The organism is Candidatus Accumulibacter phosphatis (genome assembly GCF_000024165.1).
GTDB classification, from domain to species: Bacteria; Pseudomonadota; Gammaproteobacteria; order Burkholderiales; family Rhodocyclaceae; genus Accumulibacter; species Accumulibacter phosphatis.
Genome location: NC_013194.1, coordinates 3,007,433 through 3,032,382 on the forward strand (window position 1 = coordinate 3,007,433; position 24,950 = coordinate 3,032,382).

23 protein-coding genes and 1 riboswitch are annotated in these 24,950 nt (G+C 68.4%); of the genes, 10 read left to right on the forward strand and 13 right to left on the reverse strand.

Annotated features, from left to right (window positions below; translation table 11 throughout):
* The first annotated feature begins 10 nt into the window (after nucleotides 1-10).
* Nucleotides 11-5,224: a KGGVGR-motif variant AAA ATPase gene (locus CAP2UW1_RS23875; protein ID WP_015767080.1), complete on the forward strand. Its 5,214-nt coding sequence runs from the start codon at nucleotides 11-13 to the stop codon at nucleotides 5,222-5,224.
* A 166-nt stretch (nucleotides 5,225-5,390) separates the two neighbouring features.
* A complete protein-coding gene (locus CAP2UW1_RS13010) occupies nucleotides 5,391-5,591 on the forward strand; it encodes a type II toxin-antitoxin system VapB family antitoxin (protein ID WP_015767081.1) in 201 nt (66 codons plus the stop codon).
* 36 nt (nucleotides 5,592-5,627) lie between these two features.
* Here CAP2UW1_RS13010 and cobJ read toward each other — a convergent pair whose 3' ends face one another.
* The 11 genes from cobJ to cobO all read right to left on the reverse strand — a co-directional run bounded on the left by cobJ (nucleotide 5,628) and on the right by cobO (nucleotide 15,472).
* The gene (gene cobJ / locus CAP2UW1_RS13015; protein ID WP_015767082.1) at nucleotides 5,628-6,593 is read right to left on the reverse strand and encodes a precorrin-3B C(17)-methyltransferase; all 966 of its coding nucleotides are present in this window, start codon (nucleotides 6,591-6,593) and stop codon (nucleotides 5,628-5,630) included.
* The gene (locus tag CAP2UW1_RS13020; RefSeq protein WP_015767083.1) at nucleotides 6,590-7,015 is read right to left on the reverse strand and encodes a cobalamin biosynthesis protein; all 426 of its coding nucleotides are present in this window, start codon (nucleotides 7,013-7,015) and stop codon (nucleotides 6,590-6,592) included. Before CAP2UW1_RS13020 ends, cobJ begins: the two co-directional genes overlap by 4 nt.
* Complete coding sequence (locus CAP2UW1_RS13025; RefSeq protein WP_015767084.1) at nucleotides 7,012-7,755, reverse strand: cobalamin biosynthesis central domain-containing protein; 744 nt, start codon at nucleotides 7,753-7,755, stop codon at nucleotides 7,012-7,014. The genes CAP2UW1_RS13020 and CAP2UW1_RS13025 overlap by 4 nt, the downstream gene beginning before the upstream one ends.
* Complete coding sequence (gene cobI, locus CAP2UW1_RS13030) at nucleotides 7,752-8,537, reverse strand: precorrin-2 C(20)-methyltransferase (protein ID WP_015767085.1); 786 nt, start codon at nucleotides 8,535-8,537, stop codon at nucleotides 7,752-7,754. Before cobI ends, CAP2UW1_RS13025 begins: the two co-directional genes overlap by 4 nt.
* Nucleotides 8,538-8,621: 84 nt before the next feature.
* On the reverse strand, nucleotides 8,622-9,917 hold the full coding sequence (locus CAP2UW1_RS13035; RefSeq protein ID WP_015767086.1) for a bifunctional cobalt-precorrin-7 (C(5))-methyltransferase/cobalt-precorrin-6B (C(15))-methyltransferase: 1,296 nt from the start codon (nucleotides 9,915-9,917) through the stop codon (nucleotides 8,622-8,624).
* Nucleotides 9,895-11,064, reverse strand: coding sequence for a cobalt-precorrin-5B (C(1))-methyltransferase (locus tag CAP2UW1_RS13040; RefSeq protein ID WP_015767087.1), 1,170 nt, complete (start codon nucleotides 11,062-11,064; stop codon nucleotides 9,895-9,897). Before CAP2UW1_RS13040 ends, CAP2UW1_RS13035 begins: the two co-directional genes overlap by 23 nt.
* Nucleotides 11,061-11,732 (reverse strand): precorrin-8X methylmutase, encoded by a 672-nt coding sequence (locus CAP2UW1_RS13045; RefSeq protein WP_015767088.1) that lies wholly within the window; start codon nucleotides 11,730-11,732, stop codon nucleotides 11,061-11,063. Before CAP2UW1_RS13045 ends, CAP2UW1_RS13040 begins: the two co-directional genes overlap by 4 nt.
* 6 nt (nucleotides 11,733-11,738) lie before the next feature.
* Nucleotides 11,739-12,665, reverse strand: a complete 927-nt coding sequence (locus CAP2UW1_RS13050; RefSeq protein WP_015767089.1) for a sirohydrochlorin chelatase — start codon at nucleotides 12,663-12,665, stop codon at nucleotides 11,739-11,741.
* 57 nt (nucleotides 12,666-12,722) lie between these two features.
* A complete protein-coding gene (gene cobM / locus CAP2UW1_RS13055) occupies nucleotides 12,723-13,505 on the reverse strand; it encodes a precorrin-4 C(11)-methyltransferase (RefSeq protein ID WP_015767090.1) in 783 nt (260 codons plus the stop codon).
* 51 nt (nucleotides 13,506-13,556) lie between these two features.
* A complete protein-coding gene (locus CAP2UW1_RS13060) occupies nucleotides 13,557-14,843 on the reverse strand; it encodes a cobyrinate a,c-diamide synthase (RefSeq protein WP_015767091.1) in 1,287 nt (428 codons plus the stop codon).
* Between the two features lie 14 nt (nucleotides 14,844-14,857).
* Nucleotides 14,858-15,472: a cob(I)yrinic acid a,c-diamide adenosyltransferase gene (gene cobO, locus CAP2UW1_RS13065; protein WP_015767092.1), complete on the reverse strand. Its 615-nt coding sequence runs from the start codon at nucleotides 15,470-15,472 to the stop codon at nucleotides 14,858-14,860.
* 180 nt (nucleotides 15,473-15,652) lie between these two features.
* Nucleotides 15,653-15,882, reverse strand: a riboswitch (cobalamin riboswitch).
* A gap of 185 nt (nucleotides 15,883-16,067) precedes the next feature.
* On the opposite strand from cobO, the gene CAP2UW1_RS13070 reads away from it, so the two are divergent.
* Nucleotides 16,068-16,565, forward strand: coding sequence for an OsmC family protein (locus CAP2UW1_RS13070; RefSeq protein ID WP_015767093.1), 498 nt, complete (start codon nucleotides 16,068-16,070; stop codon nucleotides 16,563-16,565).
* Nucleotides 16,566-16,600: 35 nt separating this feature from the next.
* Here the strand turns inward: CAP2UW1_RS13070 and ispF are convergent, their stop codons facing one another.
* Together ispF and ispD are read right to left on the reverse strand one after the other, a co-directional pair.
* The gene (ispF, locus tag CAP2UW1_RS13075) at nucleotides 16,601-17,080 is read right to left on the reverse strand and encodes a 2-C-methyl-D-erythritol 2,4-cyclodiphosphate synthase (RefSeq protein WP_015767094.1); all 480 of its coding nucleotides are present in this window, start codon (nucleotides 17,078-17,080) and stop codon (nucleotides 16,601-16,603) included.
* Nucleotides 17,077-17,775 carry a 2-C-methyl-D-erythritol 4-phosphate cytidylyltransferase gene (gene ispD / locus CAP2UW1_RS13080; RefSeq protein WP_015767095.1) on the reverse strand — a complete coding sequence of 233 codons (699 nt, stop codon included), beginning with the start codon at nucleotides 17,773-17,775 and terminating at the stop codon, nucleotides 17,077-17,079. The genes ispF and ispD overlap by 4 nt, the downstream gene beginning before the upstream one ends.
* 41 nt (nucleotides 17,776-17,816) lie before the next feature.
* Between ispD and amrB the strand changes: the two genes are divergently transcribed.
* From amrB to CAP2UW1_RS13115, 7 genes are all read left to right on the forward strand, one after another.
* Nucleotides 17,817-18,635 (forward strand): AmmeMemoRadiSam system protein B, encoded by an 819-nt coding sequence (gene amrB, locus CAP2UW1_RS13085; protein ID WP_015767096.1) that lies wholly within the window; start codon nucleotides 17,817-17,819, stop codon nucleotides 18,633-18,635.
* The gene (gene amrA, locus CAP2UW1_RS13090) at nucleotides 18,625-19,173 is read left to right on the forward strand and encodes an AmmeMemoRadiSam system protein A (protein WP_015767097.1); all 549 of its coding nucleotides are present in this window, start codon (nucleotides 18,625-18,627) and stop codon (nucleotides 19,171-19,173) included. The genes amrB and amrA overlap by 11 nt, the downstream gene beginning before the upstream one ends.
* Nucleotides 19,158-20,279 carry an AmmeMemoRadiSam system radical SAM enzyme gene (amrS, locus tag CAP2UW1_RS13095; protein WP_015767098.1) on the forward strand — a complete coding sequence of 374 codons (1,122 nt, stop codon included), beginning with the start codon at nucleotides 19,158-19,160 and terminating at the stop codon, nucleotides 20,277-20,279. Before amrA ends, amrS begins: the two co-directional genes overlap by 16 nt.
* Entirely contained in the window at nucleotides 20,276-20,944 is a 669-nt protein-coding gene (locus CAP2UW1_RS13100) for a dienelactone hydrolase family protein (RefSeq protein ID WP_015767099.1), read from the forward strand. Before amrS ends, CAP2UW1_RS13100 begins: the two co-directional genes overlap by 4 nt.
* A complete protein-coding gene (locus CAP2UW1_RS13105) occupies nucleotides 20,919-22,196 on the forward strand; it encodes a phospholipase D-like domain-containing protein (RefSeq protein WP_199931462.1) in 1,278 nt (425 codons plus the stop codon). Before CAP2UW1_RS13100 ends, CAP2UW1_RS13105 begins: the two co-directional genes overlap by 26 nt.
* Before the next feature lie 330 nt (nucleotides 22,197-22,526).
* On the forward strand, nucleotides 22,527-23,096 hold the full coding sequence (locus CAP2UW1_RS13110; RefSeq protein ID WP_015767101.1) for a DUF2760 domain-containing protein: 570 nt from the start codon (nucleotides 22,527-22,529) through the stop codon (nucleotides 23,094-23,096).
* Complete coding sequence (locus CAP2UW1_RS13115) at nucleotides 23,093-24,937, forward strand: Hsp70 family protein (RefSeq protein ID WP_015767102.1); 1,845 nt, start codon at nucleotides 23,093-23,095, stop codon at nucleotides 24,935-24,937. Before CAP2UW1_RS13110 ends, CAP2UW1_RS13115 begins: the two co-directional genes overlap by 4 nt.
* Nucleotides 24,938-24,950: the final 13 nt, after the last annotated feature.

Consider the following 24,950-nt stretch of genomic DNA (forward strand, 5'->3'; position numbering starts at 1 on the left):
CCGAACCCGCATGCGCCCCTTCACCATCACCTTCTACAGCTACAAGGGTGGCGTCGGCCGCACGCTGCTGGCGGCCAACCTCGGCGTCCTGCGCGCGCGGCGCGGCAAGACGCTGATCTGGGACCTCGACATCGAAGCGCCAGGCCTGCATCGCATCCCCGACCTCAGGCCGCAGGGCCGGATCGAGTGCGGTCTCTTCGAGTGGATCGACGCCTGGCAGAAGGCCGGTAAGGGCGCCGCCGACTACCCTGCCCTGCTCAAGTGCATCCGGCCCAGCCGGGTCAGCGAGCACCTGCACGTTCTCGCCGCGCACGGCGACGACGCCAATCCGGCGCTGCTGTACCAGAGCATCGACTGGCACGATTTCCTGCACATCCACATCGACCAGGGCTACCACCTTTTCGCCAAAGCCCTCGACGCCTTCGGCGACGCCGGTTACGAGACCGTGCTGCTCGACGCACGCACCGGCCTCACCGACCTCGGTGGCCTGATTGCCGCCCTGCTGCCGCACGTCACCGTCCTCGTCGGCAACTACGGCGCGCAGAATCTGGCCGGGCTGGCCGGCATCTGGCAGTCGCTGCAACCGCTGGCCGAGCGGCAGATGCCGATCCGCGGCGATCTGCCGCCGCTCGAACGTCTGCTCGTCGCCTCGCCGATCCCGCCCGACTTCGCCGGCCGCGAAGTCGCCGAACAGGAGTGGCGGCAAACTTTTGGGCTCGACGCCAGGGAGAGGCTGAAGACCGTCAGCTTCGACCAGGACGTTCTGTTCACCGATCGCCTGATGGTCGCCACCCGTGAGTCCGAGCGGCGAATCGTCAAGGACTACCTGGCGATCGACGAGGCACTCGAAAGTTACTACCGGGCCAATCTCCTGACCAGCCGCGAAGTCTCGCTGAGCCATGCCGCGCGCCCCGACGTCTATGGCCCGGGTGAGCGCGGCTCCGCGCAGCAACGTGGCAAGACCTTCGAGGAAAAGGTCGCCTATCTGCTGCAACTGCTCGGCTACAGCGTCGAGCAGAAACAACTGCTCGACGGCAACGAAATCGACCTCATCGCCAGCAAACGTGGCGACTTCGGTGAAGTCACCACCTATCTGGTCGAGTGCAAGGCCTACACCGGCGCCGTACCCAAGGAAGCCGCCGAGAAGCTTGCCGTCTGGCTGGACGGCGATCAGGCGCGTGGCCGCCGCGCCAAGGGAATGCTGGTGGCGGAAAAGGCGTTCAGCGCCGCCGCCGCGACCTTCTGCGAAAGCCACGGCAACCTGGTCGCCCTCACCTACGGCCAGCTCGAGCGGAGCCTGCTCGATTTCACTCCCTACCTCGCTCGCCTGCGGCAGGTCTACGAGTCGGCTTCGCTGGCCCGCTGGTACGTGCAGCAGAAGGTCCGCCTCACCGACCAGGCAGAAAGCCCGGTGGCCGATCTGCTGCCGCACGCGCGTGCCTGGGCGCGCGGTGCTGGCAGCCGGCTGTGGCTGCTGCTCGGCGACTACGGCACCGGCAAGTCCGCCTTCATGGCGCACCTCGCCTACACCCTGGCCAACGACTGCGCCGGCGACGCCGACGCGCCGGTACCGATCGCCGTCAATCTGAAGAACTTTCCCAACGCGGTGACGCTGGAGCAGCTGCTGCAGGAGCACCTGCGGCATGAACTCAAGCTCGCCGTCAACCCCGCCATCCTGCTGCACCTGCTGGCCGCCGGGCGCATCGTCCTGCTGCTCGACAGCTTCGACGAAATGGGCGTCGCCACCGTCGGCAAGAGTGTCGAGGAACAGTTCCGCCAACTGGCCGCCCCTGCCGCGCAGGCCGGCAGCTCGCCACAGGCCAACCGGGTACTCATCACCTCGCGCACGCACTTCTTCCGCGACCGCGGCCAGGCGCGCACGGCCGGGCTCGGCATGGCCGACGCGGTCAATCCGGAGTCCGCACTCGGCCAGGCGGCGCGCAGCTTCCAGGCCACTCTCGACGACTTGCTGCCCTTCGACGAAGCGCAGATCGGCGAATACCTGGAGAAGCGCCTCGGCCGCATCCACGGCCAGCAAGCCTGGGCCGACATCCAGAGCATCTACGGCCTCGAAGATCTGGCGCGCGTGCCGCAGTTGCTGGACATCATCCTGCACGGCCTGCCCACCCTGAAGACCGGCGGCAGGGCGGCGACGCCCGGCGCCCTCTACCTGATCTACACCGACCAGTGGCTCAACGACCCGCGCCTGCGGCTGGCCGAAATGCAGCTCTCGGCGCGCCAGATCGCCCTGCTTCTCGAAACGCTGTCCACCGCGCTCTGGGCGCGCGCCGACCAGCGCCTGCACTACAGCGACCTCGCCCGCCTGGTGCGCGAGCACAGCCCAGGCCTCGCCGCCGGCCTGAATCACGAGCGCGTCGATCTGGAGCTGCGCACCGCCGCTTTCCTGGTACGCAGCAGCGACGGCTACTACCGCTTTTCGCACAAGAGCTTTCTCGAATTCTTCATTGCCCGCCGCCTGTGGCAGATCGACGCCCGCGAGTACCCCGGCGACGAGCTCGCCACGGCCCTCGACACCGCCCGCCTCAACCGCGAAAGCGTCTCCATGCTCGGCGATCTGCTGCTCGCCAACCTGCCTCCCGGCGCAGACCAGCCCGCCACCGGCTATCACGGCTTCCTGAAGGCGACCGGCGAGTTGCTGGCGCAGCCCTACCGCAAGGGCGTCAGCGAGAACGCCCTGCTGCTGCGCCATTACCTGATCGGGCATCGCGACGGCCCCAGCCGCCGCCGGCAGCCGGCGCCGGCCGAGGCCTGGCCCGCGCCCCCACAACTGCAGGGCGCCGACCTCGCCGGCCTCAACCTTGCCGGCGTCGACCTGCGGCGCGCGCAACTGCAGCAAGCGGACCTCACGGGCTGCGATCTGGGCTTCGCTTGCCTGGCCGACGCCTGCCTGGACGATGCCCGCCTCGACAAGGCTCGGCTGGAGTCTGCCGACTGTCGCGGCGCCCGGCTGCAGCGCGCCTCCCTGAACGATGTCGCCGCCAGCAATGCCGTTCTTGACGGAGTGCAGGCCAGCGAGAGCGTCTGGATCAACGCCGACTTGCGGCGGGCGCAACTGAACGACGCCGACTTCACTGGCGCCGACCTGCGTGGCGCGCGGCTGGCGGCCAGCCGTGGCCGCCCCGACCTCGCCGGCGCGCGACTCGACGGCGCCACCGCAGCCGGCGCCGAGCACCCGGATCTGCCCCGCCTGCCCGCCCGCCCCGAGGCCTTGCTGTGTCCCTGGCTACGCCAGGGCCACAGCAGCTTGGTCAACAGCGTCGCCTTTTCGCCCGACGGGCGACGCCTGCTTTCCGGCAGCCACGACCAGACGCTGCGCCTCTGGGATGCCGAAACCGGCGAGGAGATCCGCTCCTTCGCCGGCCATCAGGGTGGGGTGGCGAGCGTCGCCTTTTCGCCCGACGGCCGACGCCTGCTCTCCGGCAGCGACGACCAGACGCTGCGCCTCTGGGATGCCGAAACCGGCCAGGAGATCCGCTCCTTCACCGGCCATCAGGGTGGGGTGTTGAGCGTCGCCTTTTCGCCCGACGGGCGACGCCTGCTCTCCGGCAGCCGCGACCAGACGCTACGCCTCTGGGATGCCGAAACCGGCCAGGAGATCCGCTCCTTCGCCGGCCATCAGAGTGCGGTGACCAGCGTCGCCCTGTCGCCCGACGGCCGACGCCTGCTCTCCGGTAGCCACGACCGGACGCTACGCCTCTGGGATGCCGAAACCGGCCAGGAGATCCGCTCCTTCACCGGCCATCAGGGTGGGGTGGCGAGCGTCGCCTTTTCGCCCGACGGCCGACGCCTGCTGTCCGGCAGCTTCGACCAGACGCTACGCCTCTGGGATGCCGAAACCGGCCAGGAGATCCGCTCCTTCGCCGGTCATCAGAGTTGGGTGACGAGCGTCGCCTTTTCGCCCGATGGCCGACGCCTGCTTTCCGGCAGCGGCGACCAAACGCTGCGCCTCTGGGATGCCGAATCCGGCCAGGAGATCCGCTCCTTCGCCGGCCATCAGAGTGTGGTGGCCAGCGTCGCCTTTTCGCCCGACGGCAGGCACCTGGTCTCCGGCAGCTGGGACGACTCCCTGCTCCTCTGGAATGCCGAAACCGGCCAGGAGATCCGCTCCTTCGTCGGCCATCACGGTCCGGTGGCTAGCGTCGCCTTTTCGCCCGACGGCCGACGCCTGCTCTCCGGCACCTGGGACCAGACGCTACGCCTGTGGGATGCCGAAACCGGCCAGGAGATCCGCTCCTACACCGGCCATCAGGGTCCGGTGGCTGGCGTCGCCAGTTCGGCCGACGGCCGACGCCTGCTCTCCGGCAGCGACGACCACACGCTGCGCCTCTGGGATGCCGAAACCGGCCAGGAGATCCGCTTCTTCGCCGGCCATCAGGGTCCGGCGACGAGCGTCGCCTTTTCGCCCGACGGCCGTCGCCTGCTCTCCGGCAGCGACGACCACACGCTGCGCCTCTGGGATGCCGAAACCGGCCAGGAGATCCGCTCCTTCGCCGGCCATCAGGATTGGGTGACGAGCGTCGCCTTTTCGCCCGATGGCCGACGCCTGCTCTCCGGCAGCCACGACCACACGCTGCGCCTCTGGGATGCCGAATCCGGCCAGGAGATCCGCTCCTTCGCCGGCCATCAGGGTTGGGTGTTGAGCGTCGCCTTTTCGCCCGACGGCCGACGCCTGCTCTCCGGCAGCGACGACCAGACCTTGCGCCTCTGGGATGCCGAATCTGGCCAGGAGATCCGCTCCTTCGCCGGCCATCAGGGTCCGGTGACGAGCGTCGCCTTTTCGCCCGACGGCCGACGCTTGCTCTCCGGCAGCCGCGACCAGACGCTACGCCTCTGGGATGCCGAAACCGGCCAGGAGATCCGCTCCTTCGCCGGCCATCAGGGTCCGGTGGCTAGCGTCGCCTTCTCGCCCGACGGCCGACGCCTGCTCTCCGGCAGTCATGACGGGACGTTGCGCCTCTGGGATGCCGAGTCCGGCCAGCAACTGCGCTGCTGCTGGGCGAACGGCGAGCGCTGGTTTTCGCTCGACATGACTCCGTTCCAGCCCGGCGCCAACCTCGCCACACTCGCACAGCCCATCCTGCGCGGGCGCGGGCCGCTGCCGCTGGCCTTTGTGGAAGCGATCGAGCAGATTCCACCGGCACCGTGGATCCCCCGCCACTGGCTCGCCGACGACCTGCCCGAACTATGGTTTCCGGCGGCCTGAGGCGTCGTCCGCGGTAGCTGCTTTGCCTGGTCGCCGAGCGGAGCGACCGCAGCGCTGGCGCCCGGCGGATGCCTCGAATTCACCTTCCGCGCCCAGTTGCGCTGGACCAGTGCGAAAAAGCGGTCGTCGCCTACAATGTGCAGGCTTCTTCAACCGGGTACTCACGATGCGGACAAGAATCGTCATCGACGACCAACGGATGCAGGACGCTCTGCTTGCGACGGGGTTGCAAACCAAGCGCGAAGCGGTCGAACTCGGGCTGCGCACCCTGCTGCGCTTGCGCCAACAAGAAGAGATACGAGGCTGCCGCGGCAAGCTGAACTGGCAGGGTAACCTCGATACCATGCGGGCCGACAAGCGCTCGTAGTCGATTCCCCTGTCGGCAGTACGCCGCGCACGGTGCTCACTCGGGCGGCGACTTGTCCCCAATGACCGCCTCGATCTCGCTCACCGGCAAGTTGAAAAAGCGGGCGATGTCCACGGCGCTCTCGCCCTGCGCCAGACGCTCGCGCACATCCGCCTTCCAGCCGTCGAGCCCGAGACTCAGCGAGCGTCCTGCCTTCTCGCCGACGACCGTTTCGCCGGTCAGCTCGGCGTACTTGTTGGCGTAGCCGCGCGGGGTGATCATCAGGCCCTCGCCGATGAAGGTGCTGCTGTTGCCGACCAGCACGGTGGTGAGCATGCCGATGTCGCAGTCGGCCATCTGCGCGAGGGTGGTGAGCTGGATCGTCTGCTTCTTGCGGTACGCCGACTTGACGACCGCCACCGGCGTCTCCGGCGAGCGGTGCTTGAGCAGGATGCGCTGGGCTTCGACGATCTGTCCGGTGCGCCGGCCGCTGCGCGGGTTGTAGAGGGCGACGACGAAATCAGCGCGCGCCGCGGCCTCGAGCCGGCGGGCGATGACCGGCCAGGGGGTCAGCAGGTCGGAGAGCGAGATCGAGCAGAAGTCGTGCGTCAGCGGCGCGCCGACCAGCGCGGCGCACGCCGAGAGGGCCGTGGCGCCGGGGACGACCTCGACGGTGATTCCCGAACCCGGGCGCCAGCCCGATTGCAGCAGGACTTCGTAGGTCGGCCCGGCCATGCCGTAGACGCCGATGTCGCCGGACGAGATCACGGCCACGGTCTTGCCCTGGCGCGCGTGCTCCCAGGCTTCGTTGCAGCGATCGAGTTCCTCGGTCATTCCCTTGCGGATCACCTCCTTGCCGTCGAGAAGATCCTGCACGAGCTTGATGTAGGTCGCGTAGCCGATGACCACGTCGGCCTCGGCGATGGCGGCGCGGGCACGGTAGCTCATGTGTTCCTGGGCGCCGGGGCCGAAGCCGACGAGAATGATCTTGCCGGTTTTCTGGGTCGTGTCGGGTGCGTTCATTGGGCGATCCGTGCAATGGAGACAGTGGCGTTGCGGCCATCGAGGCCCTGCGCCTTGTGTTTTTCGATCAGAAGGTGGTTCCTGCCGGCGCCGGCGGCGAGCAGCGCGGCGGCTTCGGAGACCGACGGCGTGCCGGTGTACCGGCGCACCGTTTCCGAGGGGTTGGGGACGTCGACGCGCGCGAGTTCGCTGGCCGCGTAGAAGCGGATCTGCCAGCCGTTGGTCGCGGCCACGTGCAGCAGCCCGACTTCGTCGGCCTTGAGGTCGATGCTCGCCACCGCCCGCACGTCGGCGAGGCTGGCGCGACAGGCCGTGAGGGCCTCGTCGATGGCGCGGACGATCGTCGACGCCGGTGTTCCCCGATCACAGCCGAGACCCAGGGCGATCGGCCGCGGGTCGGCGCCCGCCCGGGCCGGGCTCATGCCGAACTCTCCGGCCGGTAGATGATCCGCTTGCCGGCCAGGCGGCCGGCGTAGTCGGCCGGCAGCGCGCGCGTGCTGATCCAGAGAACCGCGGCAAAGCGATCGGGATCGACGTCTTCGAGGCGCGTGAAACAGTGCAGGTTGGCCGGCAGGGGAACGCTGCGGCCGTTGGCGTGATGCGTCCACCAGTCGCGGCTGCCGGCCTCCTGGACCAGCGCCACCGGCTCGTCGTTGACCACCGCGGCGCTCGCCCGGACGAGTTCGCCATGCGTCGCCTCGAAGGTCCAGCCAAGCTCGCGGCCGAGCAGGTCGACGGCCAGCGTCTGGCGAGCGTCGGACGCCGTGGTCAGCACCGGCGTCGCGCCGAGCGCCGTGGCGAGGTGGCCGGCCAGGGCGTTGGCACCGCCGAGGTGGCCGGAGAGCACGGGGATGGCAAACTGGCCGGCTTCGTCGATCACCACCACCGCCGGGTCGGTGTCCTTCCCGCGCAGGTGCGGCGCGATCAGGCGGACGACGGCGCCGAGCGAAACGATGGCGACGATGCCGTCGAACGCGGCGAACAGCGCCGGCACCTGGTCGCCGACCTTGCCCGTGTAGCAATGCGCGGCACCCGCTGCGGCGGCTTCGGCCTCGGCGGCGAACTTCTCCGGGGCGAACAACTGCGCACCCGGCAGCGCGGCGACCACCTTGCCGGCCAGCGCAATGCCGTGGCGGGTGATCGAGACGACGGCAACCTTCATGCGCTGGCCGCCTCCAGCGCTTCCTTGCGCGAGCGGCAGCCGCGCCGCAGTTCGCCACGCGTGCGCTTGGGGTTCTGGACCAGCATCAGCGACAGGTAGTTGGCCTTCTCGCCCTTCAGGCTGGTTACGTCGCGAACGACGCGCTCGTCGGGAGCGCCGACCTTTTCGACGAAGCAACTGGTCGCCAGCAGGTCGCGGCGATCGAGCAGTTCGATGATCTCGTCGACCAGCGGCTTCACCTTGAGCAGGACGACGGTGTCGAACTCGTCGAGCAGGTGGTCGATGACGCCGACGCCGTAGGCGGCGGGAATGACCGCCAGCGTCTCGTCCTCCTCGGCGAGCGTGACGCCGGTGCTGGCAGCGGCGGCGGCGAAGGAGCTGACGCCAGGGATGGTCTCCACCTCGACTTGCGGCACCAGTTCGCGGACGACGCGCGCCAGATGACCGAAGGTCGAGAAGGTCGAGGCGTCGCCTTCGACGAGAAAGACGAGGTCGCGCCCGGCGGCGAGCAGTTCAACGGTGTGGGCCGCCGCGCGCGCCCACGCCTTGGTCAGGATCTCCGGGTCGCGCGTCATCGGGAAGATCAGTTGCTCGGCGTCGTCCGGAATGGCGAGTCCGCCCCGCGCGACGATCGACAGCGCGTACGAGGTCTCCTCGGCTTTCTTGACCGGGTACAGCCAGCGCGCGCCGGACTGCAGGATCGTCCAGGCGCGGCGGGTGATCAGTTCGGGGTCGCCGGGGCCGAGCGAGGCGCCGATCAGTTTTCCGTAAGAGGTGGTCATTCTTCTTCCTTCGTGGCGGGGATTGGACGGATTCAGCCGGCTTTGGCCGGACGTGGCCGGACTTGGTCGGACTCTCAGCGGCGGTCATCCGTGTTCGTGGGTAGCGGTGACGATCCACACCGGGTTCTGCGCCACCAGCCGGTGCATGTCGAGAATCGGCTGGCTGCGGCCGGCCTGGAGCTGCACGACGTCCCAGGCGACAGCGGCAGCCGCCAGCGCCGCCTGGGTGGTGGCGAGGTTTTCCAGGGTGACCAGGTTGATCACCAGGCGGCCGCCAGGCTTCAGGCGGGCCATGATCAGGCGGATCAGCTCGCCGAGTTCGCCGCCCGAACCACCGATGAAAACGGCGTCGGGATCCGGCCAGGTGTCGAGGTGGGCCGGCGCCTTGCCCTCGACCAGCGTGTAGTTGCCGACGCGAAAGCGCTCGGCGTTGGCGCGCGCGTTGGCGGCATCGGCGCTGTTCTTCTCGATCGCCCAGACGTGTCCGAGGGGAGCCAGGCGCGCCGCTTCCAGCCCGACCGATCCGGAGCCGGCACCGATGTCCCAGACGACCGCGTCAGCCGCCAGACGCAAGCGCGCCAGCGACACGGCGCGCACTTCCTGCTTGGTGATCAGCCCCTTGTCTGGTGCGCGCTGCTGGTATTCCAGGTCGTCGAGACCGAAAGCGGGCTGCGGAAAATCGCCCGGGCGTTCGACGAGCACGACGTTCGGCTCGGGAAACTCGCGGCTGGCGGCATCCGCCGCAGCCAGGTCGGCGAAGAGCTGCTCGTCGGGCAGCAGCAGACGGCAGGCAACCGACAACTTCACCTCTTCGCCATAGCCGGCGGTGATCAGCGCCCGCGCCAGGCGGGCCGGGCCGTTCTCGGGGCCGGTGAATACCGCCACCAGCGGCTGCAGTGCGATGGCGCGCATCACCGCGTACAGGCCGTGCGCCGGCATCGCGCCGACGAACCACTCGCCGGCGTCGGCGCTGTGGCAGGAGGCGATCCGCAGGTTCTGCCAGGGCTTGCGGAAACGCGCGCAGGCAATCTGCACCGTCGACGGCGCCGGCAGAATATCGACCTCTGCCGCGCCGAGCTTGCCGGTCAGGAACGCGGCGATGCCATGGCACAGGGGGTCGCCGGTGGCCAGCACGGCGACCGACTTGCCGCCCGCACGCGCCGTGGCGATCCACTCCGGCACCTGCCCGAGGGCTCCGTCCATTGCCCGCACGACGCTGCCGAACGGCAGGTGCGGGCGCACCAGTTCGAGCGTGCGACCGGCGCCGATCACCAGATCCGCCCCGGCGAGGCGTTGCCGGGCAGCCCCCGACAAGCCCGTCCAGCCGTCGTCGAGGATGCCGACCAGCGCGCAGGCGTCAGGCCGCGGCAAGGACTTCATCCTCTTCGACGCGAACGATGAAGCGCCCCTCGAAATCGCAGACCAGCATGGTCAGTCGATACGTACCGGGGTAGCAGGCTCTGAGGCTACGGATGGCGCGCCCGGCCAGTTGCCGGTGAAAGGCTTCCGTGAGACCGAGGACGGCGAGGCGCTCGGCGGCAAAGCGGGCAGTCTCGGCAGCGCGGATCAGTTCGACGAGGTCCGCCGGCGCGCCCACCGCGAGAGCCGCTTCGGCGAGCAGGTCGCGGTCGATCTCGGCTTTCCAGGCGTGCGTCACGGCCAGTCCCTGGCACATCTTGGTCAGTTTGCCGACCATCGCGCCGACGTAGACCTGCGCGATCTTGCGCTTGACGGCGCTCTGAAAAGCGGCCTTGACGAAGTCGCCCATCTGCACGAAGCAGGCCTCGTCGAGTTCCGGCAACTGGCGCATGGCAAACTTCTCGGTCCGCCCGCCGGTGGTGAAGACGACGCTGGTCTGACCCTGTCTCGCCGCCACATCGACGCCCTGCACGACGCTCGCCCGGAAAGCGGCGGTCGAGTACGGTCTGACGATGCCGGTGGTGCCGAGAATCGAGATGCCGCCGAGGATACCGAGGCGGGCATTAAGCGTCTTTCTTGCCATCTCCTCGCCGCCCGGAACGGAAACGGTCACGATCAGGCCGTCGTGCGCGAGCAACTCGCCGCCGACGGCGCGCACGTTGTCGCGGATGTTGCGCTGCGGCACCGGGTTGATCGCCGGGCCGCCAACGGCAAGGCCGAGCCCCTCGCGGGTGACGGTGCCGACGCCCGGACCGCCCCGCAGTTCGATCTCGCCGGCACGCCGCGGCAGGAGCCTGACATCGGCCGTCATGTGCGCGCCGTGCGTGGCGTCCGGATCGTCGCCGCCGTCCTTGACGATCGCCGCATGCGCGCAGCGCTCGAGGCCGTCGTTGTCGACGCGGCCGTCGATCACGGCGAAGCTGACCTCACGCCCGTTCGGCAGAAGACAGACGACGTTCTCCGGCACCTGGCCGGTGAGCAGCCCCAGCGTCGCCGCGCGCGCCGCCGCCGCCGAACAGGCGCCGGTGGTGAAACCCGTCCGGTTGCCGCGCTCGCGCCGGGTGTCGGACTTGCGGACCTTGCGCTGCGCGTGCCCCAGCTCGCTCATGCGGCGGGCTGGCTCTCGGCGAAGGAAAGCAGCGCGTGAATCGCCGCGACAACCAGCGTCGAGCCGCCCTTGCGACCGCGAATGGCGACCCAGGGAACCTCATCGACCTGCATCAGGAGATCCTTGGACTCGGCAGCGGAGACGAAACCGACCGGCATGCCGATCACCAGCGCCGGGCGAACGCCTTCCTCGCGGATCAGGCGCACAACCTCGATCAAGGCCGTCGGCGCATTGCCGATGCCGACGATCGCCCCGGCGAGCTGGCCCTCGCGATGCGCCTTGCGCATCGCCTGGACGGCACGCGTCGTTCCCTCGACCTGCGCCTGTTCGATGACGTCGGCGTCGGAGATGTAGTGCCGGGTGGTCAGGCCGAAATGCTGCAGGCGCGGCGCCGACAGGCCGGTGCAGATCATTTCGACGTCGGCGACGATTGGCGTACCGCCCTTGCGCACGGCAGCCAGCCCGGCCGCCATGGCCTGCGGGTGAAAAACCGTCAGGCCGTTGAAGTCGAAGTCGGCATTGGCGTGGATCATGCGACGGACCAGCGGCCACTGCTCGGGCGTGTAGGCATGCGGCCCGACTTCGGCGTCGATGATCGCGAAGGATCCATGCTCGATGGCGCGGCCGGCGGCGGTCAGTTGTTCGGTAATGGGATGGATGGCTGTCATGGCGGTTCAGATGTGGGCGTGTTGGTGGTCGTGTTGATGATCGTGAGCATCGACCCCCTGCCCATGGGCATGAACGGGCACGGCGCTGACGGTAATGGTATGGCTGTGGTCGTGCAGGTGTTCGCTTTCGGCCGCTTCGCGGTACTTGCAGCCGTCGCATTCGAGCAGCCCGCCGCTCGGCAACTCACGGCCGGCGACCTTGGCATCGAGCAGGTCGAAAATGCCCTTGTCGAAGCCGAAATAGCTGCCGAGCGCAAAGGCGATCTGCGGATAGTGCTGGCGCAGCCGCTCGACCTGGGCCTTGATGCGCTCGATCAGCACCCCGTTGAACAGGTACACCGGCACGATGCAGATCTGCGTCATCCCCAGGCGCGCCTGGCGCTGCACGACGGTCTCCAGGCGCGGCCAGGTGACGCCGGTGAAAGCGAGGTCGACGAGTTCGTGGTCGTTGGCCTCGAACAGCCAGCGCCCCACCTTGGCGAGTTCGCCGTTGGCGCCGGCGTCCGACGAGCCGCGGCCGAGCAGGACGACGCCGGTAGTCTGCGGGTCGGGCATGGCCAGCGATTTCATCAGGCGATCGAGCTGGGACTGCAGGACGGCGAAGACCTCGCGCCCCATGCCGAGATGACGGGTGCACTGAAAACTCACCTCCGGATGATTGGCGCGAGCGGTCTCCATCGCCGCCGGCAGTTCCATCTTGACGTGACCGGCAGCGTTGAGGATGAACGGAATGACCAGCACCTGGCGCGCTCCCCGGGCGGCGCGCTCGAGCCCTTCGGCAAGCAGCACCTCGGCGTGCTCGATGAAGCAGACCTCGATCCGCCAGTTCGGGTGACGTTCGCGCCACTGCGCGGCAAAATTCTCGATTTCCGCGTTTCCCTCGGGGTGGCGCGAACCATGTGCGGCGAGCAGGAAGGTTGTCGAGTTATCCATGCGAGCTATCCAAGCGAGCTATCCATGCGAGTTTTCCATGCGGGTTTTCCATTTGTCTTACTCCGATGCGCGCCGGAAGCGGTGCGTGAATGTTGCGTCGTAAAGTTTCGATTTCTTCAGATCCGGCCACTCGCGCGCGCCGAGCGCCGGGCTGGCGATGATCATCGCCTGGCTGCTGATCTTGGCCGCGCGGCACTTGTCGCGGATGTCGGCGATACAACCGCGAATGATCTTTTCCTCGCCCGGCCAGCTCGCCTTGTGCACCACCAGCATCGGCGCGTCGTCAGGCCAGCCGGCGGCGCGTAGCGCGCCGACCACGCGCTGCAGCAGCGTGATCGAGAGGTAGACGCACAGCGTGCAGTGATGGCGCGCCAGATCCTCGAGCGACTCGCCTGCCGGCATCGGCGTACGCCCCTCGACACGCGTCAGGATCACCGTCTGCGTGACTTCCGGCAAGGTCAGGCTCTCCACCGCGGCGGCCGCCGAGGCCATGGCCGAGGTGACGCCCGGCACGACGCCGATATCGACACCGGCGGCATCGAGTGGCTGCGCCATCTCGATCAATGCGCCATAGAGCGACGGATCACCGGTCTGCAGGCGCAGGACGACCGCGTTGGTCTGCGCCCTGGCGATCAACCAGGCAATGATCTCCTCGAGCGCCATATCCTTCGAATCGGCAACCTCGCAGCCCGCCGGCGCCCAGCGCATCGCCGCTTCCGAAACCAGCGAACCGGCGAACAGGATCGCCCCGGCGCGCGTGATCAGATCGCGGCCCTTGACCGTGATCAGGTCCGGATCGCCCGGGCCAGCGCCGACGAACCATACCTTGCCGACGCTCATCGGACCGGCGAGCGGTGAATTGATGGGGTTTCGCTACGCATGACGACTGCCTCAGCCTGGAAAGTGGGAAGGGCCCGGTGCAAACAAGTGCGCCACGGCCTCGGGGTTGGACGGGAAATAGAGGTGCAGATACGAAGCGTGCAGACGCCCGTCGCGATAGACGGCTTCGCCACGCCGCCCCGGACGCGCGCCGACGCTGACGGCGATCGGCGCGAGCGGGCACTCCAGCCGCGAGTAGTGGAAGGTGTGCCCACGAACACTGCCTTCCGGCAGCTCGACGCTGTGCAACCCGAGGTTGGCAAGGCGTGCGAGCATCGTCGCCTGCCCCGGCAACAGCCCGACCATCTCGCCACGCCGACCCTCGGCGTCGGTGAGCGACTCGAGCAGATACAGGAGGCCGCCGCACTCCGCGACGATCGGCTTGCCAGCGGCATGGTGCGCGCGCAACGCGGCCTGCATCCCGGTATTGGCGGCGAGTTGGTCGAGGTGCAGTTCCGGATAGCCCCCCGGCAGGTACAGCGCATCCGCCGCGGGCAGCGTCGCGTCGACGAGCGGCGAGAAGAAAGTCAGCTCGGCGCCCAGGGCACGCAGCAGATCGAGATTGGCGCGATACAGGAAGGCAAACGCGGCATCTTGCGCGACGCCGATGCGCACGCCGGCGAGCCAACGCGACGGCGGCTCCGAGACCGCCGCACGGAACGTGACCGGCGCCGGCATCACCTGCTCGACCCCATGGAGCGCGGCGGCGGCGCGGGCGATGCGCGCATCGAGATCGGCGACCTCTGCGGCCTGGACCAGGCCAAGGTGTCGTTCGGGCAGCGCGACGTCGCCGTCGCGCGCCAGCCAGCCGAACGAGCGCAGTCCCGGTGGCAGGCTCTCAGCGAGCATCTCGTAGTGACGCTCGCCGGCGACCCGGTTGGCGAACACGCCGGCGAACGGCAAGCCCGGCCGGTAGGTGGCCAACCCGTGCGCGAGCGCACCGAAGGTCTGCGCCATGGCGCCGCCGTCGATGACGGCGAGGATCGGGATGCCGAACAGCATGGCCAGGTCGGCGCTCGAGCGATCGCCGTCGAAGAGCCCCATGACACCTTCGACGAGGATCAGGTCGGCCTCAGCCGCCGCGTCGTAGAGGAGTTGGCGGCAGTGATCCTCACCGCCCATCCACAGGTCGAGCTGATAGACCGGCGCACCCGACGCCCGCTCGAGGATCATCGGATCGAGGAAGTCGGGGCCGCTCTTGAAGACGCGTACGCGCCGCCCCTGCTGGCGGTGATGATGCGCCAGAGCCGCCGTGACGGTGGTCTTCCCCTGGCCCGAGGCAGGCGCCGAGACGAACATCGCCGGGACGGATCTCACAGATCGACCCCCTTCTGAGCGCGCACGCCGGCGCGGAAAGCGTGCTTGACGTCGCGCAACTCGCTGACCGTATCGGCCGCGTCGCAGAGGGCTTGCGGGGCGCCACGGCCGGTGATCACCACGTGCTGCATCGGCGGGCGGGCCTCGAGGTCGGCAAGAACGGCCGCCAGGTCGAGCCAGCCGCGTTTCAGCACGTAGGTCAGTTCGTCGAGAACGACCAGGCCCAGCGAGGAGTCGCGCAACATCGCGCGCACCACCGTCCAGCCGCGTTGTGCCGTTTCACGGTCGCGCGCGAGGTTCTGCGTTTCCCAGGTGAAGCCCTCGCCGAGCACGTGCCAGACGACCTCGGGCTGGCGGCGGAGGAAGGCCTCTTCGCCGGTGTCCGAGCGCCCCTTGATGAACTGCGCGACGCCGGCCCGCATGCCGTGACCGAGGGCGCGGACGACCATTCCGAAGGCCGAACTCGACTTGCCCTTGCCGTTGCCGGTGAGCACCAGCAGCACACCCTTGTCCTGATCGGCGCGCGCAATCGCGGCGTCGACCACCGCCTTCTTCCGCTGCATGCGGGCGCGGTGGCTCTCGTCGACCTCGTGGACCTCGTCGTCGCTCATGCCGTGAGCCGCTCGCGCGAATGCCGACCGAAAAGGACCGGAAAGCAAGACGAATGCACTTTGTTCCCCTCCCCGCACACCCGCGCGAGTTCGCGTTCAATGATTTCACGGCACATCGAGCAGGGGATGACGGAGAAATGAGGAAGACCCCAGACCACCGAAACATCGCCCGCCGCAATGCCGATTCGCATGTCTCAGGCCGGTCTCCGGGCTCACGAGCGAGGAAGTCTCCCTGAACCTGAGCCTTCCCGTGCACTGGCACAGTGGCTTACTGCAGATCCTTGCTCTCGTTTACCGTTGCGGGGGCAGCGCCGGGATGGTCATGGCCTGCAAGACAGGCCAGATGCACCGGCTTCCCATTTCATCCCTCGGGAAGACACCGTCGGGACACCTGAAGCATGCGCGACTTTTACCCTGCCCAAGGCCGCGCTGTCAAGCTCGCCGGCGCCCTGGCGCGGGCGGCCTGGCCTCGGACAGACGGGAAAAACGCCGAGGAAGTACGCTCCGAGACGAGACGTGCGAAGATGGCGACTGCCGCACCACCGCCCTCACGGCCCCTGGCCGCACCCCATCAACCTACCAACGGAGTCCGAGCATGGCTGACTATGGCGCACAACTTCTCTGGCTGCGCGGCGAGCAGGATTTTCTCGGCAACCGTTACAGCCGCAGGCACATGCTGCGCTTCGACGGCGGTGTGGAGATTGCCGCTTCGTCTTCACCGCACGTCGTACCGGTACCGATGTCCGATCCGGCGGCCGTGGACCCGGAAGAAGCCTTCGTCGCCGCACTGGCGAGTTGCCACCTGCTGTGGTTCCTGTCGATCGCCGCCCGCCGCAAGTTCTGCGTCGATAGCTACGCCGACAGCCCGCTGGGCGTCATGGCCAGGAACAGCGAGGGCAAGCTGGCCATGACCGTCGTCACGCTGCGGCCGCAAGTCGCTTTCTCCGGCAGTCGGCTGCCGACCCCTGCCGAGGTGGTGGAGATGCACCATCAGGCGCACGCGGAGTGCTTCATCGCCAACTCGGTCAAGACCGAAGTCCGCTGCGAGCCCGTTTTCGCTGCCGGCACGGCTGACTCGTCAACGGACGACTGATGCCGGCGTCGACGGCCGGAGCAGCAGGTACCCGCTTACGCTTCCCGGCTGATCAACACCACCACTTCGGCGGCGATTCCCTCGCGACGGCCGACGAAGCCCAACCGTTCGGCGGTTTTCGCCTTGACGTTGACGCCGTCGGCGGGAATCTGCAGGTCGGCGGCGATGTTGGCCACCATCTGCGGCAGATACGGCGACAGTTTGGGCTGCTGGGCAATGATCGTCGCATCGACGTTGCCGACTCGCCAGCCCGCCTGCGCCAGCAGCGCGACCGTCGCGCGCAGGAGTTGGCGGCTGTCGGCGCCGCGATAGCGCTCGTCGGTATCGGGGAAGTGGCGGCCGATGTCGCCGAGGGCGGCGGCGCCGAGCAGCGCATCGGTGAGCGCATGCAGCAGGGCATCGGCGTCCGAATGGCCGAGCAGTCCGGCGTGATGCGGAATGTCGACGCCGCCGAGGATCAGGCGGCGGCCCGGTACTAGTGCGTGAATGTCGCAACCCTGGCCGATGCGGATCATTCGTCTACCCGTACCTTCGCCTGCAGGATCATTTCCGCCAGACGCAGGTCGGCCGGATAAGTCACCTTGAGGTTGCTGGCGTCGGCACGGACCAGCCGCGGCCGCAAACCGGCGGCCTCGATGGCGGACGCTTCGTCGGTACCGCCGGGGTGCTCGGCGAGGGCATGGCTGAGCAGGCCGTAGCGGAACATCTGCGGCGTCTGCGCCTGCCAGAGTCCGTCGCGCGGCTCGGTACGCGCCACGCGCTCCGCGTCGTCGGCACGCTTCAAGGTGTCGGCCACCGGCACGGCGAGCAGGCCGCCGACCGGGTCGTCGGCGAGTTCGTCGCAGAGGGCGGCCAGCATCGCCTGCGACAGGCAGGGGCGCGCCGCGTCATGCACGAGGACCCAGTCGTCGTCATCGGCGGCCGTGGCGGCGGCGCGCAGGCCGTTGGCGACGCTCTCGGCACGGGTCGCGCCGCCACAAAAGACGGTCTCCAGCTTGTAGCCGAGGCTTGTCCAGTCGTGCTGGCGCCACCAGATATCGTCCGCCGCGAGGACGACCCAGACACGCTCAATGCGCTGCTGGCGGCAAAGGGCGGCGAGGCTGTAGTAGATCAGGGGGCGCCCGGCCAATAGCTGGTACTGTTTCGGCGTCTCGCCGCCGAAGCGCGCACCGGTGCCGGCAGCAGGAACGATTGCGTAGTGGCTCACCATGGTCTAATTTTAGGGCATGCTACTCATCAAGGAGCAGGAATATGAGCCACCCGCCACCACATGTGCGACCCGCCGCCGTCGCCGGTATGTTCTACCCCGGATCGTCGAGCGTTCTCGCCCGCGATCTGCGCGACTTGCTGAACGACAGCCGACCGGCCCAAGGCAGGCGACCCAAGGCCGTCATCGTGCCGCATGCCGGCTACATCTATTCGGGTCCGATCGCTGCCAGCGTCTATGCGCCGATCGCCGCCTTGCGCGAGAGCGTTCGGCGCGTCGTACTGCTCGGCCCGACGCACCGCGTCGCCGTCGACGGGCTGGCATTCCCCGCCTCGACGGCCTTTGCCACACCGCTCGGCGTGGTTCCGGTCGACGCGCAGGCGCTGGCCTTGATCGAGGCCTTGCCGCAGGTGGTCGTCAGCGATGCCGCGCACGCCCTGGAGCACTCGCTGGAAGTGCAGTTGCCGTTCCTGCAGACGGTGCTGGACGAGTTCACGCTGGTGCCGCTGGCGGTCGGCCGCGCCTCGCCGGCAGAGGTCGCTGAAGTTCTCGAATGTCTGTGGGGCGGCGACGAGACGCTGATCGTGATCAGCTCCGACCTGTCGCACTACCTGCCCTACCGCGTCGCACGCGAGACCGATGCCGATACCGCGCGGCGCATCGTCGCGCTCGACGCACGCATCGACCATCAGCAGGCCTGCGGTGCAACGCCGGTCAATGGCTTGCTGCTGGCTGCCCGTCGGCACGGCCTGCGAGCGCAGCTCGTCGATCTGCGGAATTCGGGAGACACCGCCGGCGACAGGTCGCGCGTCGTCGGCTACGGCGCCTTTGCCTTCACCGCGGAGTCGGCACATGACCACTGACCCCCTCGGCAGCGCCCTGCTGGTAACGGCACGCAACGCCATTGGCGAGCGTTTCGGGTTGGCAAGGCAAGTCGTCGACGCGCTGCCCGAGCTTGCCGAGCCCGCGGCGACCTTCGTCACGCTGACCCAGCAAGGCCAGTTGCGAGGCTGCATCGGTAGCCTGGAAGCGTACCGGCCGCTCGCCACCGACGTCGCCGAGAACGCCGTCGCTGCCGCTTTTCGGGACCACCGCTTTGCGCCGCTCGGTCAGGACGAGTTGCCGCGCACACGCGTCGAGGTTTCGCTGCTGACGCCGGCCGAGCCCTTTCCCGTGCTCAGCGAGGCCGACGCGCTGGCCCGCCTGCGCCCCGGTATCGATGGACTGATCTTCAGCTACGGCAGGCGGCGCGCCACCTTCCTGCCGCAGGTCTGGGAGTCGCTACCCGAGCCGCGCCAGTTCCTGGTGCAGCTCAAGCTGAAGGCCGGATTGCCCGGCGATTTCTGGCACGACCAGGTGGTCCTGGCGCGCTACGGAGTACGCAAATGGAAAGAGACGTAGATCGAGACGCAAACGACGCGCCGAAGGTGCCCGAATCCGCCCACCCGGGTCGCTGGTGGCACGCGATCGAGGACCAGCGGATTCAGTGCGACCTCTGTCCGCGCGACTGCAAGTTGCACGAGGGCCAGCGCGGCGCCTGCTTCGTTCGCCAGAACGTCGGCGGCCAGATGGTGCTCACCACCTATGGCCGCTCGTCGGGCTTCTGCATCGACCCGATCGAAAAGAAGCCGCTCAACCACTTCTTTCCGGGCTCCGCCATCCTGTCCTTCGGCACCGCCGGCTGCAACCTGGCCTGCAAGTTCTGCCAGAACTGGGACATCTCGAAGTCCCGGGACATGGACCGCCTGCTCGACGCCGCCAGCCCGGACGGGATTGCTGCCGCGGCGCTCGCCTACGGCGCCCAGTCGGTGGCCTTCACCTACAACGATCCGGTGATCTTCGCCGAGTACGCGATCGATACCGCCATCGCTTGCCATGAGCGAGGCATCAAGACGGTCGCCGTGACGGCCGGCTACATCCATCCGGCGCCCGCACGCGAGTTCTACGCCGTGATGGACGCCGCCAACGTCGATCTGAAAGCCTTCACCGACGACTTCTATTTCAAGCTCTGCGCGGGTCACCTGCAGCCCGTGCTCGACATCCTCTCCTACATCCATCACGAAACGACGTGCTGGCTCGAGATCACCACCCTGCTGATTCCGGGCAAGAACGATTCGCCTGCCGAGATCAAGGCGCTCGCGGCATGGGTGGCACGCGAACTCGGGGCGGACGTGCCGCTGCACTTCACCGCCTTCCACCCCGACTGGAAGATGGACGACCTGCCGCCGACGCCGTCGTCGACGCTGACCCAGGCGCGGCGCATCGCGCTCGACGCCGGCCTGCATTACGTCTATACGGGCAACGTGCATGACACCGAAGGCGGCACCACCTTCTGCCCGGGTTGCCAGGCAGCACTGATCGAGCGGGACTGGTACAACATCCGTCACTACGACCTGCCGGCAGACGGTCGCTGTCCGCACTGCGGCACTCGCCTTGCCGGCCATTTCGCCCGCTTCGGCAAGCCTTTCGGACCGCGTCGCGTGCCGGTCAGACTGGTACGTCGTTGAACGACGCGACCATCCCGTCAGGCAGCACGCCGATCTCGATTGCCACCGGACACGGGCCGCTGCACGGCGTGCTGACGCTGCCGGCGGCGACCGCGGCGCTGGTTGTGCTGACGCACGCCGGCCCGACTCCCGAGGCGCGCGACGACGCTCTCGCCGCCGTTCTCCGGCACGCCGGCATCGGCACGCTGAGTCTCGACCTCCTGACCGACTCGGAGGAGCGTTTCGCCGATATCCACCACAACGTTTCGCTGCTCTCCCGGCGCCTGCTCGAGGGACTGAACCTGGTCAAGCAACGAATGCTCGTCGGCGAGTTGCCGACGCTGCCGATCGGCCTTTGCGGCGTCGGCGACTGCTCACCGGTGGTGCTGCGCGTGGCCGCGTTGCGCGACCACGACGTCTTCGCACTCGTCTGCCGCGGCGGCCTGATCGATCTCGCCGGCGTCGTTTACCTGCGTTCGCTCACCGCGCCGCTGCTGGTTCTCGTCGACGAGAACGACGCAGGTGGCACGATGAGCAACCGGCGCGCCCTGCGCGAGTTGTCATGCCGGCAGGAACTGCAGTCGCTACCCGCGAGTGTTCTCTCGCCTGACTCGGCGGTCGCCTTCGAGTGTGTCGCGCGCGCCACCGTGCACTGGTTCGTTGACCACCTCTACCACGGCCATTGACCCTAGGATCCTTGGGATGCGTCAGAAGATTTCCCTAATCGTGCAACCCGGCGACAGCTTCTTCCCGATCGTGCGCGCAATCGACCGTGCGCATCGCTCGATCAACCTGACGGCCTTTCGCATGGACGATCCGATCATTCAGCGCGCACTCATCGAGGCTCGCCAACGCGGCGTGCGCATCCGCGTGCTCATTTCGAGCAGCGCGCGCGGTTGGGCGGACAGGAACCGCAAGCTCCTCAGGGACGCCAGCGAGGCGGGCATCGACACCCGCGAGCCTCCCGGTGACAGCAAGCGCGCTCGTTATCACTACAAGGTGATGACGGTGGACGACGAGGAAGCGTTCGTGTTTACCTTCAACCCGACGCGCGAGAATCTGCACTACACGCGCGACTTCGGCGTCGAGCTTTTCAACCCGACGATCGCCGCCGAGATCAACCGGCTGTTCGACGCCGACTGGGACGATCGTCCCTTCGTACCCGACGCGCATTCGCCCCTGCTGGTGAGCCCGTTCAACAGTCGGCAGAAGATCGAAGGGTGGCTGGCGGCCGCCGAACGCTCGATTCAGATCGCCGACGCGAAGGTCCAGGATCCGGCCATCGTCCGCCTGCTCGTGCACAAGGCCGCGAGCGGTATCCCGGTGCGCGTCCTGGGCGATGAAGCGCATGGCAACGGGCTGCCCGCCGAGATCGCCTTCCGGGCAGTACCGCGCTACAAGCTGCACGCCAAGTGCACCATCGTCGACGGCAGCACGGCCGTCATCGGCAGCATGAACCTGCGCACGGAGAGCCTCGACCGCCGCCGCGAGCTGGGCATCATGGTCGACGATGGCGATGTGCTACAACGACTGCAGGCCGTGTTCGAGAGCGACTGGGAGCGCAAGTTGCCGATGTTCGACACCACAGCGACGCAGGTGATGCGCCTGGCGGAGCCCCCTGGGCGCGCCGCGACGGAGTTTTCGGGGGCCGGCTTCATCCTCCTTTCGCGCACCAGCGCACTGGTGCGGCACGCGGTCCGTGAAGGCGTGACGACCATCGGCCGGGCGCCGGAGAACGATGTGGTCATCAGCGATGCCCTGGTCAGCCGCTACCATGCGCACATCACCCGCGAGATGCAGATCTGCCGGATCACCGACCGGGGAAGCGGCAATGGCACCTTCGTGAACGGTGACCGCATCATCGGGACGACCGCCCTGCGCCCAGGCGATGTCATCCGTATCGCCGACAGCGAGGAGTTTCGCCTCCTGGAACTGTAAGGCCAGGCTCGGTCCGGGAGCGCTGCAGGCCGGCGCGGCCAGTTCGGCACCGGGGCGGACGGCGCGGGCCACGGCACGCGCGGCAACGGCACGCCGCCGGCCGGACCTACCCGAAAGCGGCAAAATGGTTTATATTGCACCGCAACAGACGCGCCTGAAGCGCCATCGATGGCCCGGCGATCAGACCCAAGCGCAAGCCGGATGGATTGCCCGCACGCCGCAGGAGACCCGGCGCGTCGCTCGTCTGCCAAGCCCGGCGTTTGCCGTGCGACCCCCGAACACCGTACGTCTCACCGAGCCGCTGCGGCGGCCCAAACCAGGACCCATTCCATGAAACAAGACCCTCCATCCTTGTTGAGCAGAATCTCCCTTGCCTTCGGCACCTTCTTCGCGATCATCGCCGATGCTCGGTTCGCCGGACGCGTCCAGGCCTTGCGCACCGGCGCACAGCGCAGCGAACCGTCGACGCCGGCACCGGCACCCGCCACACCCAGACCTGCCGCACCGCCGCTGCGGGAAGCTGCACCCGACGGTGCGCTGCAGCTCCTCGGCCTGCTGCAGCGCGAAGCCCGCTTCATCGACTTCATCCAGGAGGACGTCGCCGCGTATGCCGATGCCGACGTTGGTGCCGCCGCGCGCGTCGTCCATGAAGGCTGCCGCAAAGTGCTGCGCGACAACTTCGCGATCAGCCCGGTGCGCGACGAGGCCGAGGGCAGCCGGATCACGCTGCCCGAAGGTTTCGACGCCGCGGCGATTCGCGTCACCGGCAACGTCGTCGGTCAGCCACCGTTCACGGGCAGCCTCGCGCACCGCGGCTGGCGGGTCGTCGAAACCCGGCTGCCGAAGCTCTCCGATAGCCACGAACTGCGCATCGTCGCGCCGGCGGAGGTGGAACTATGAGCGAGCCACGCTTTGCGATCGGGATCGATCTCGGAACGACCCACTGCGCCCTCTCCTACGTCGATATCGACGGCAGTGACGGCGAACAGGTTGTCCAGCAGGTGCTGCCCATCCCGCAGCTGACCGCGCCCGGGGCGGTCGAGGAACTCGGCCTGCTGCCGTCGTTCATCTACCTGCCGCATGCGAGCGAACTGGCGAGCGGCGACCTGAACCTGCCGTGGACCGCCGAGCAGGACTATGCCGTCGGTGAAATGGCGCGCAGCCGCGGCGCAGCAACACCGATCCGCCTGGTGTCGAGCGCCAAGAGCTGGCTGTGCCACGCCGGCGTCGATCGGCGGGCGGCGATCCTGCCGAACGACGCACCGCCGGAAGTCGCGCGTCTGTCGCCGCTCGCCGCCTCCTTGCGCTATCTCGCGCACCTGCGCGCCGCCTGGGACGAAGCGCAGCCGGCGGCCCCCTTCGTGGATCAGGAAATCGTCGTCACGATTCCCGCCTCCTTCGACCCGGCAGCCCGCGAGCTGACTGCCGAAGCCGCCAAGGCGGCAGGCTGCGAGCGCATGATCCTGCTCGAGGAACCGCAGGCGGCGCTCTACAGCTGGATCCAGAAGAGCGCCGGAGGCTGGCGCAAGCAGGTGCGGCCGGGCGACATCATCTTGGTCGTTGATGTCGGCGGCGGCACCAGCGATTTTTCGCTGATCGCCGTCCTCGAGCGCGACGGCAACCTCGAACTGCACCGCGTCGCCGTCGGCGAGCACATCCTCCTCGGCGGCGACAACATGGATCTGGCGCTGGCCTATGCCGTCGCCGGCAAGCTGGCGGCGCAGGGCAGCAAGCTCGACGCCTGGCAACTGCGCGCCTTGACGCATGCCTGCCGATCAGCCAAGGAAACGCTGCTCGGCGACCCGGAGATCGCTGCCGTACCGCTCGTCGTCGCCAGTCGCGGCACCAAGCTGATCGGCGGGTCGATCCGCAGCGAGCTGACGCGCGAGGAACTCACGGCAACGCTGCTCGAAGGCTTCTTCCCGGCGGCGGCGATCGCCGATCGCCCGCAGGGACGCGGACGCGGTGGCCTCACCCAACTCGGACTGCCCTATGCCCAGGACGCCGCGGTTACCCGCCACCTGGCCGCTTTCCTGGCCCGCCAGCTCGCCGCGACGGCCGATCTCGAGGGCTTCGTCGGCGACCTGCCCGACGACGCCACCTTCCTGCATCCGACCGCCGTGCTCTTCAACGGCGGCGTCTTCAAGTCCGACCTGCTCGCCGAGCGGACGCTGGCGACGATAAACTCCTGGCTCGCCGGCGAAGGCGCGCCGGCCGCCCGCCTGCTCGAAGGTGCCGACCTCGACCTGGCGGTCGCCCGTGGCGCCGCCTACTACGGCTACGTTCGCCGCGGCCAGGGCGTGCGTATCCGCGGTGGTACGGCGCGTGCCTACTACGTCGCCGTCGAGTCCGTGATGCCCGCCGTACCCGGCCTGCAGCCACCGGTGCAGGCGCTGTGCCTGGCGCCGTTCGGCATGGAGGAAGGCACCGAGGCCGCCCTGTCGGCTCAAGAGTTCGGCCTCGTCGTCGGCGAGCAGGTCCGCTTCCGCTTCTTCGGCTCGTCGGTCCGCCGTCAGGACGAGGTCGGAACACTGCTCGACGACTGGGAACCCGATGAACTGCAGGAACTCGACGAGATCCAGACGACGCTGCCGAGCGAAGGCCGTGCCGCCGGCGAGGTGGTGCGCGTCAAGCTGCATGCGCGGGTGACCGAAGCCGGCACCCTCGAACTCGAGGCCCTGCCGCACGGCGGCAAGGAGTACTGGAAGGTCGAGTTCGACGTGCGCGGCGGTGCCACCTAGGGGTGTCGGCAAG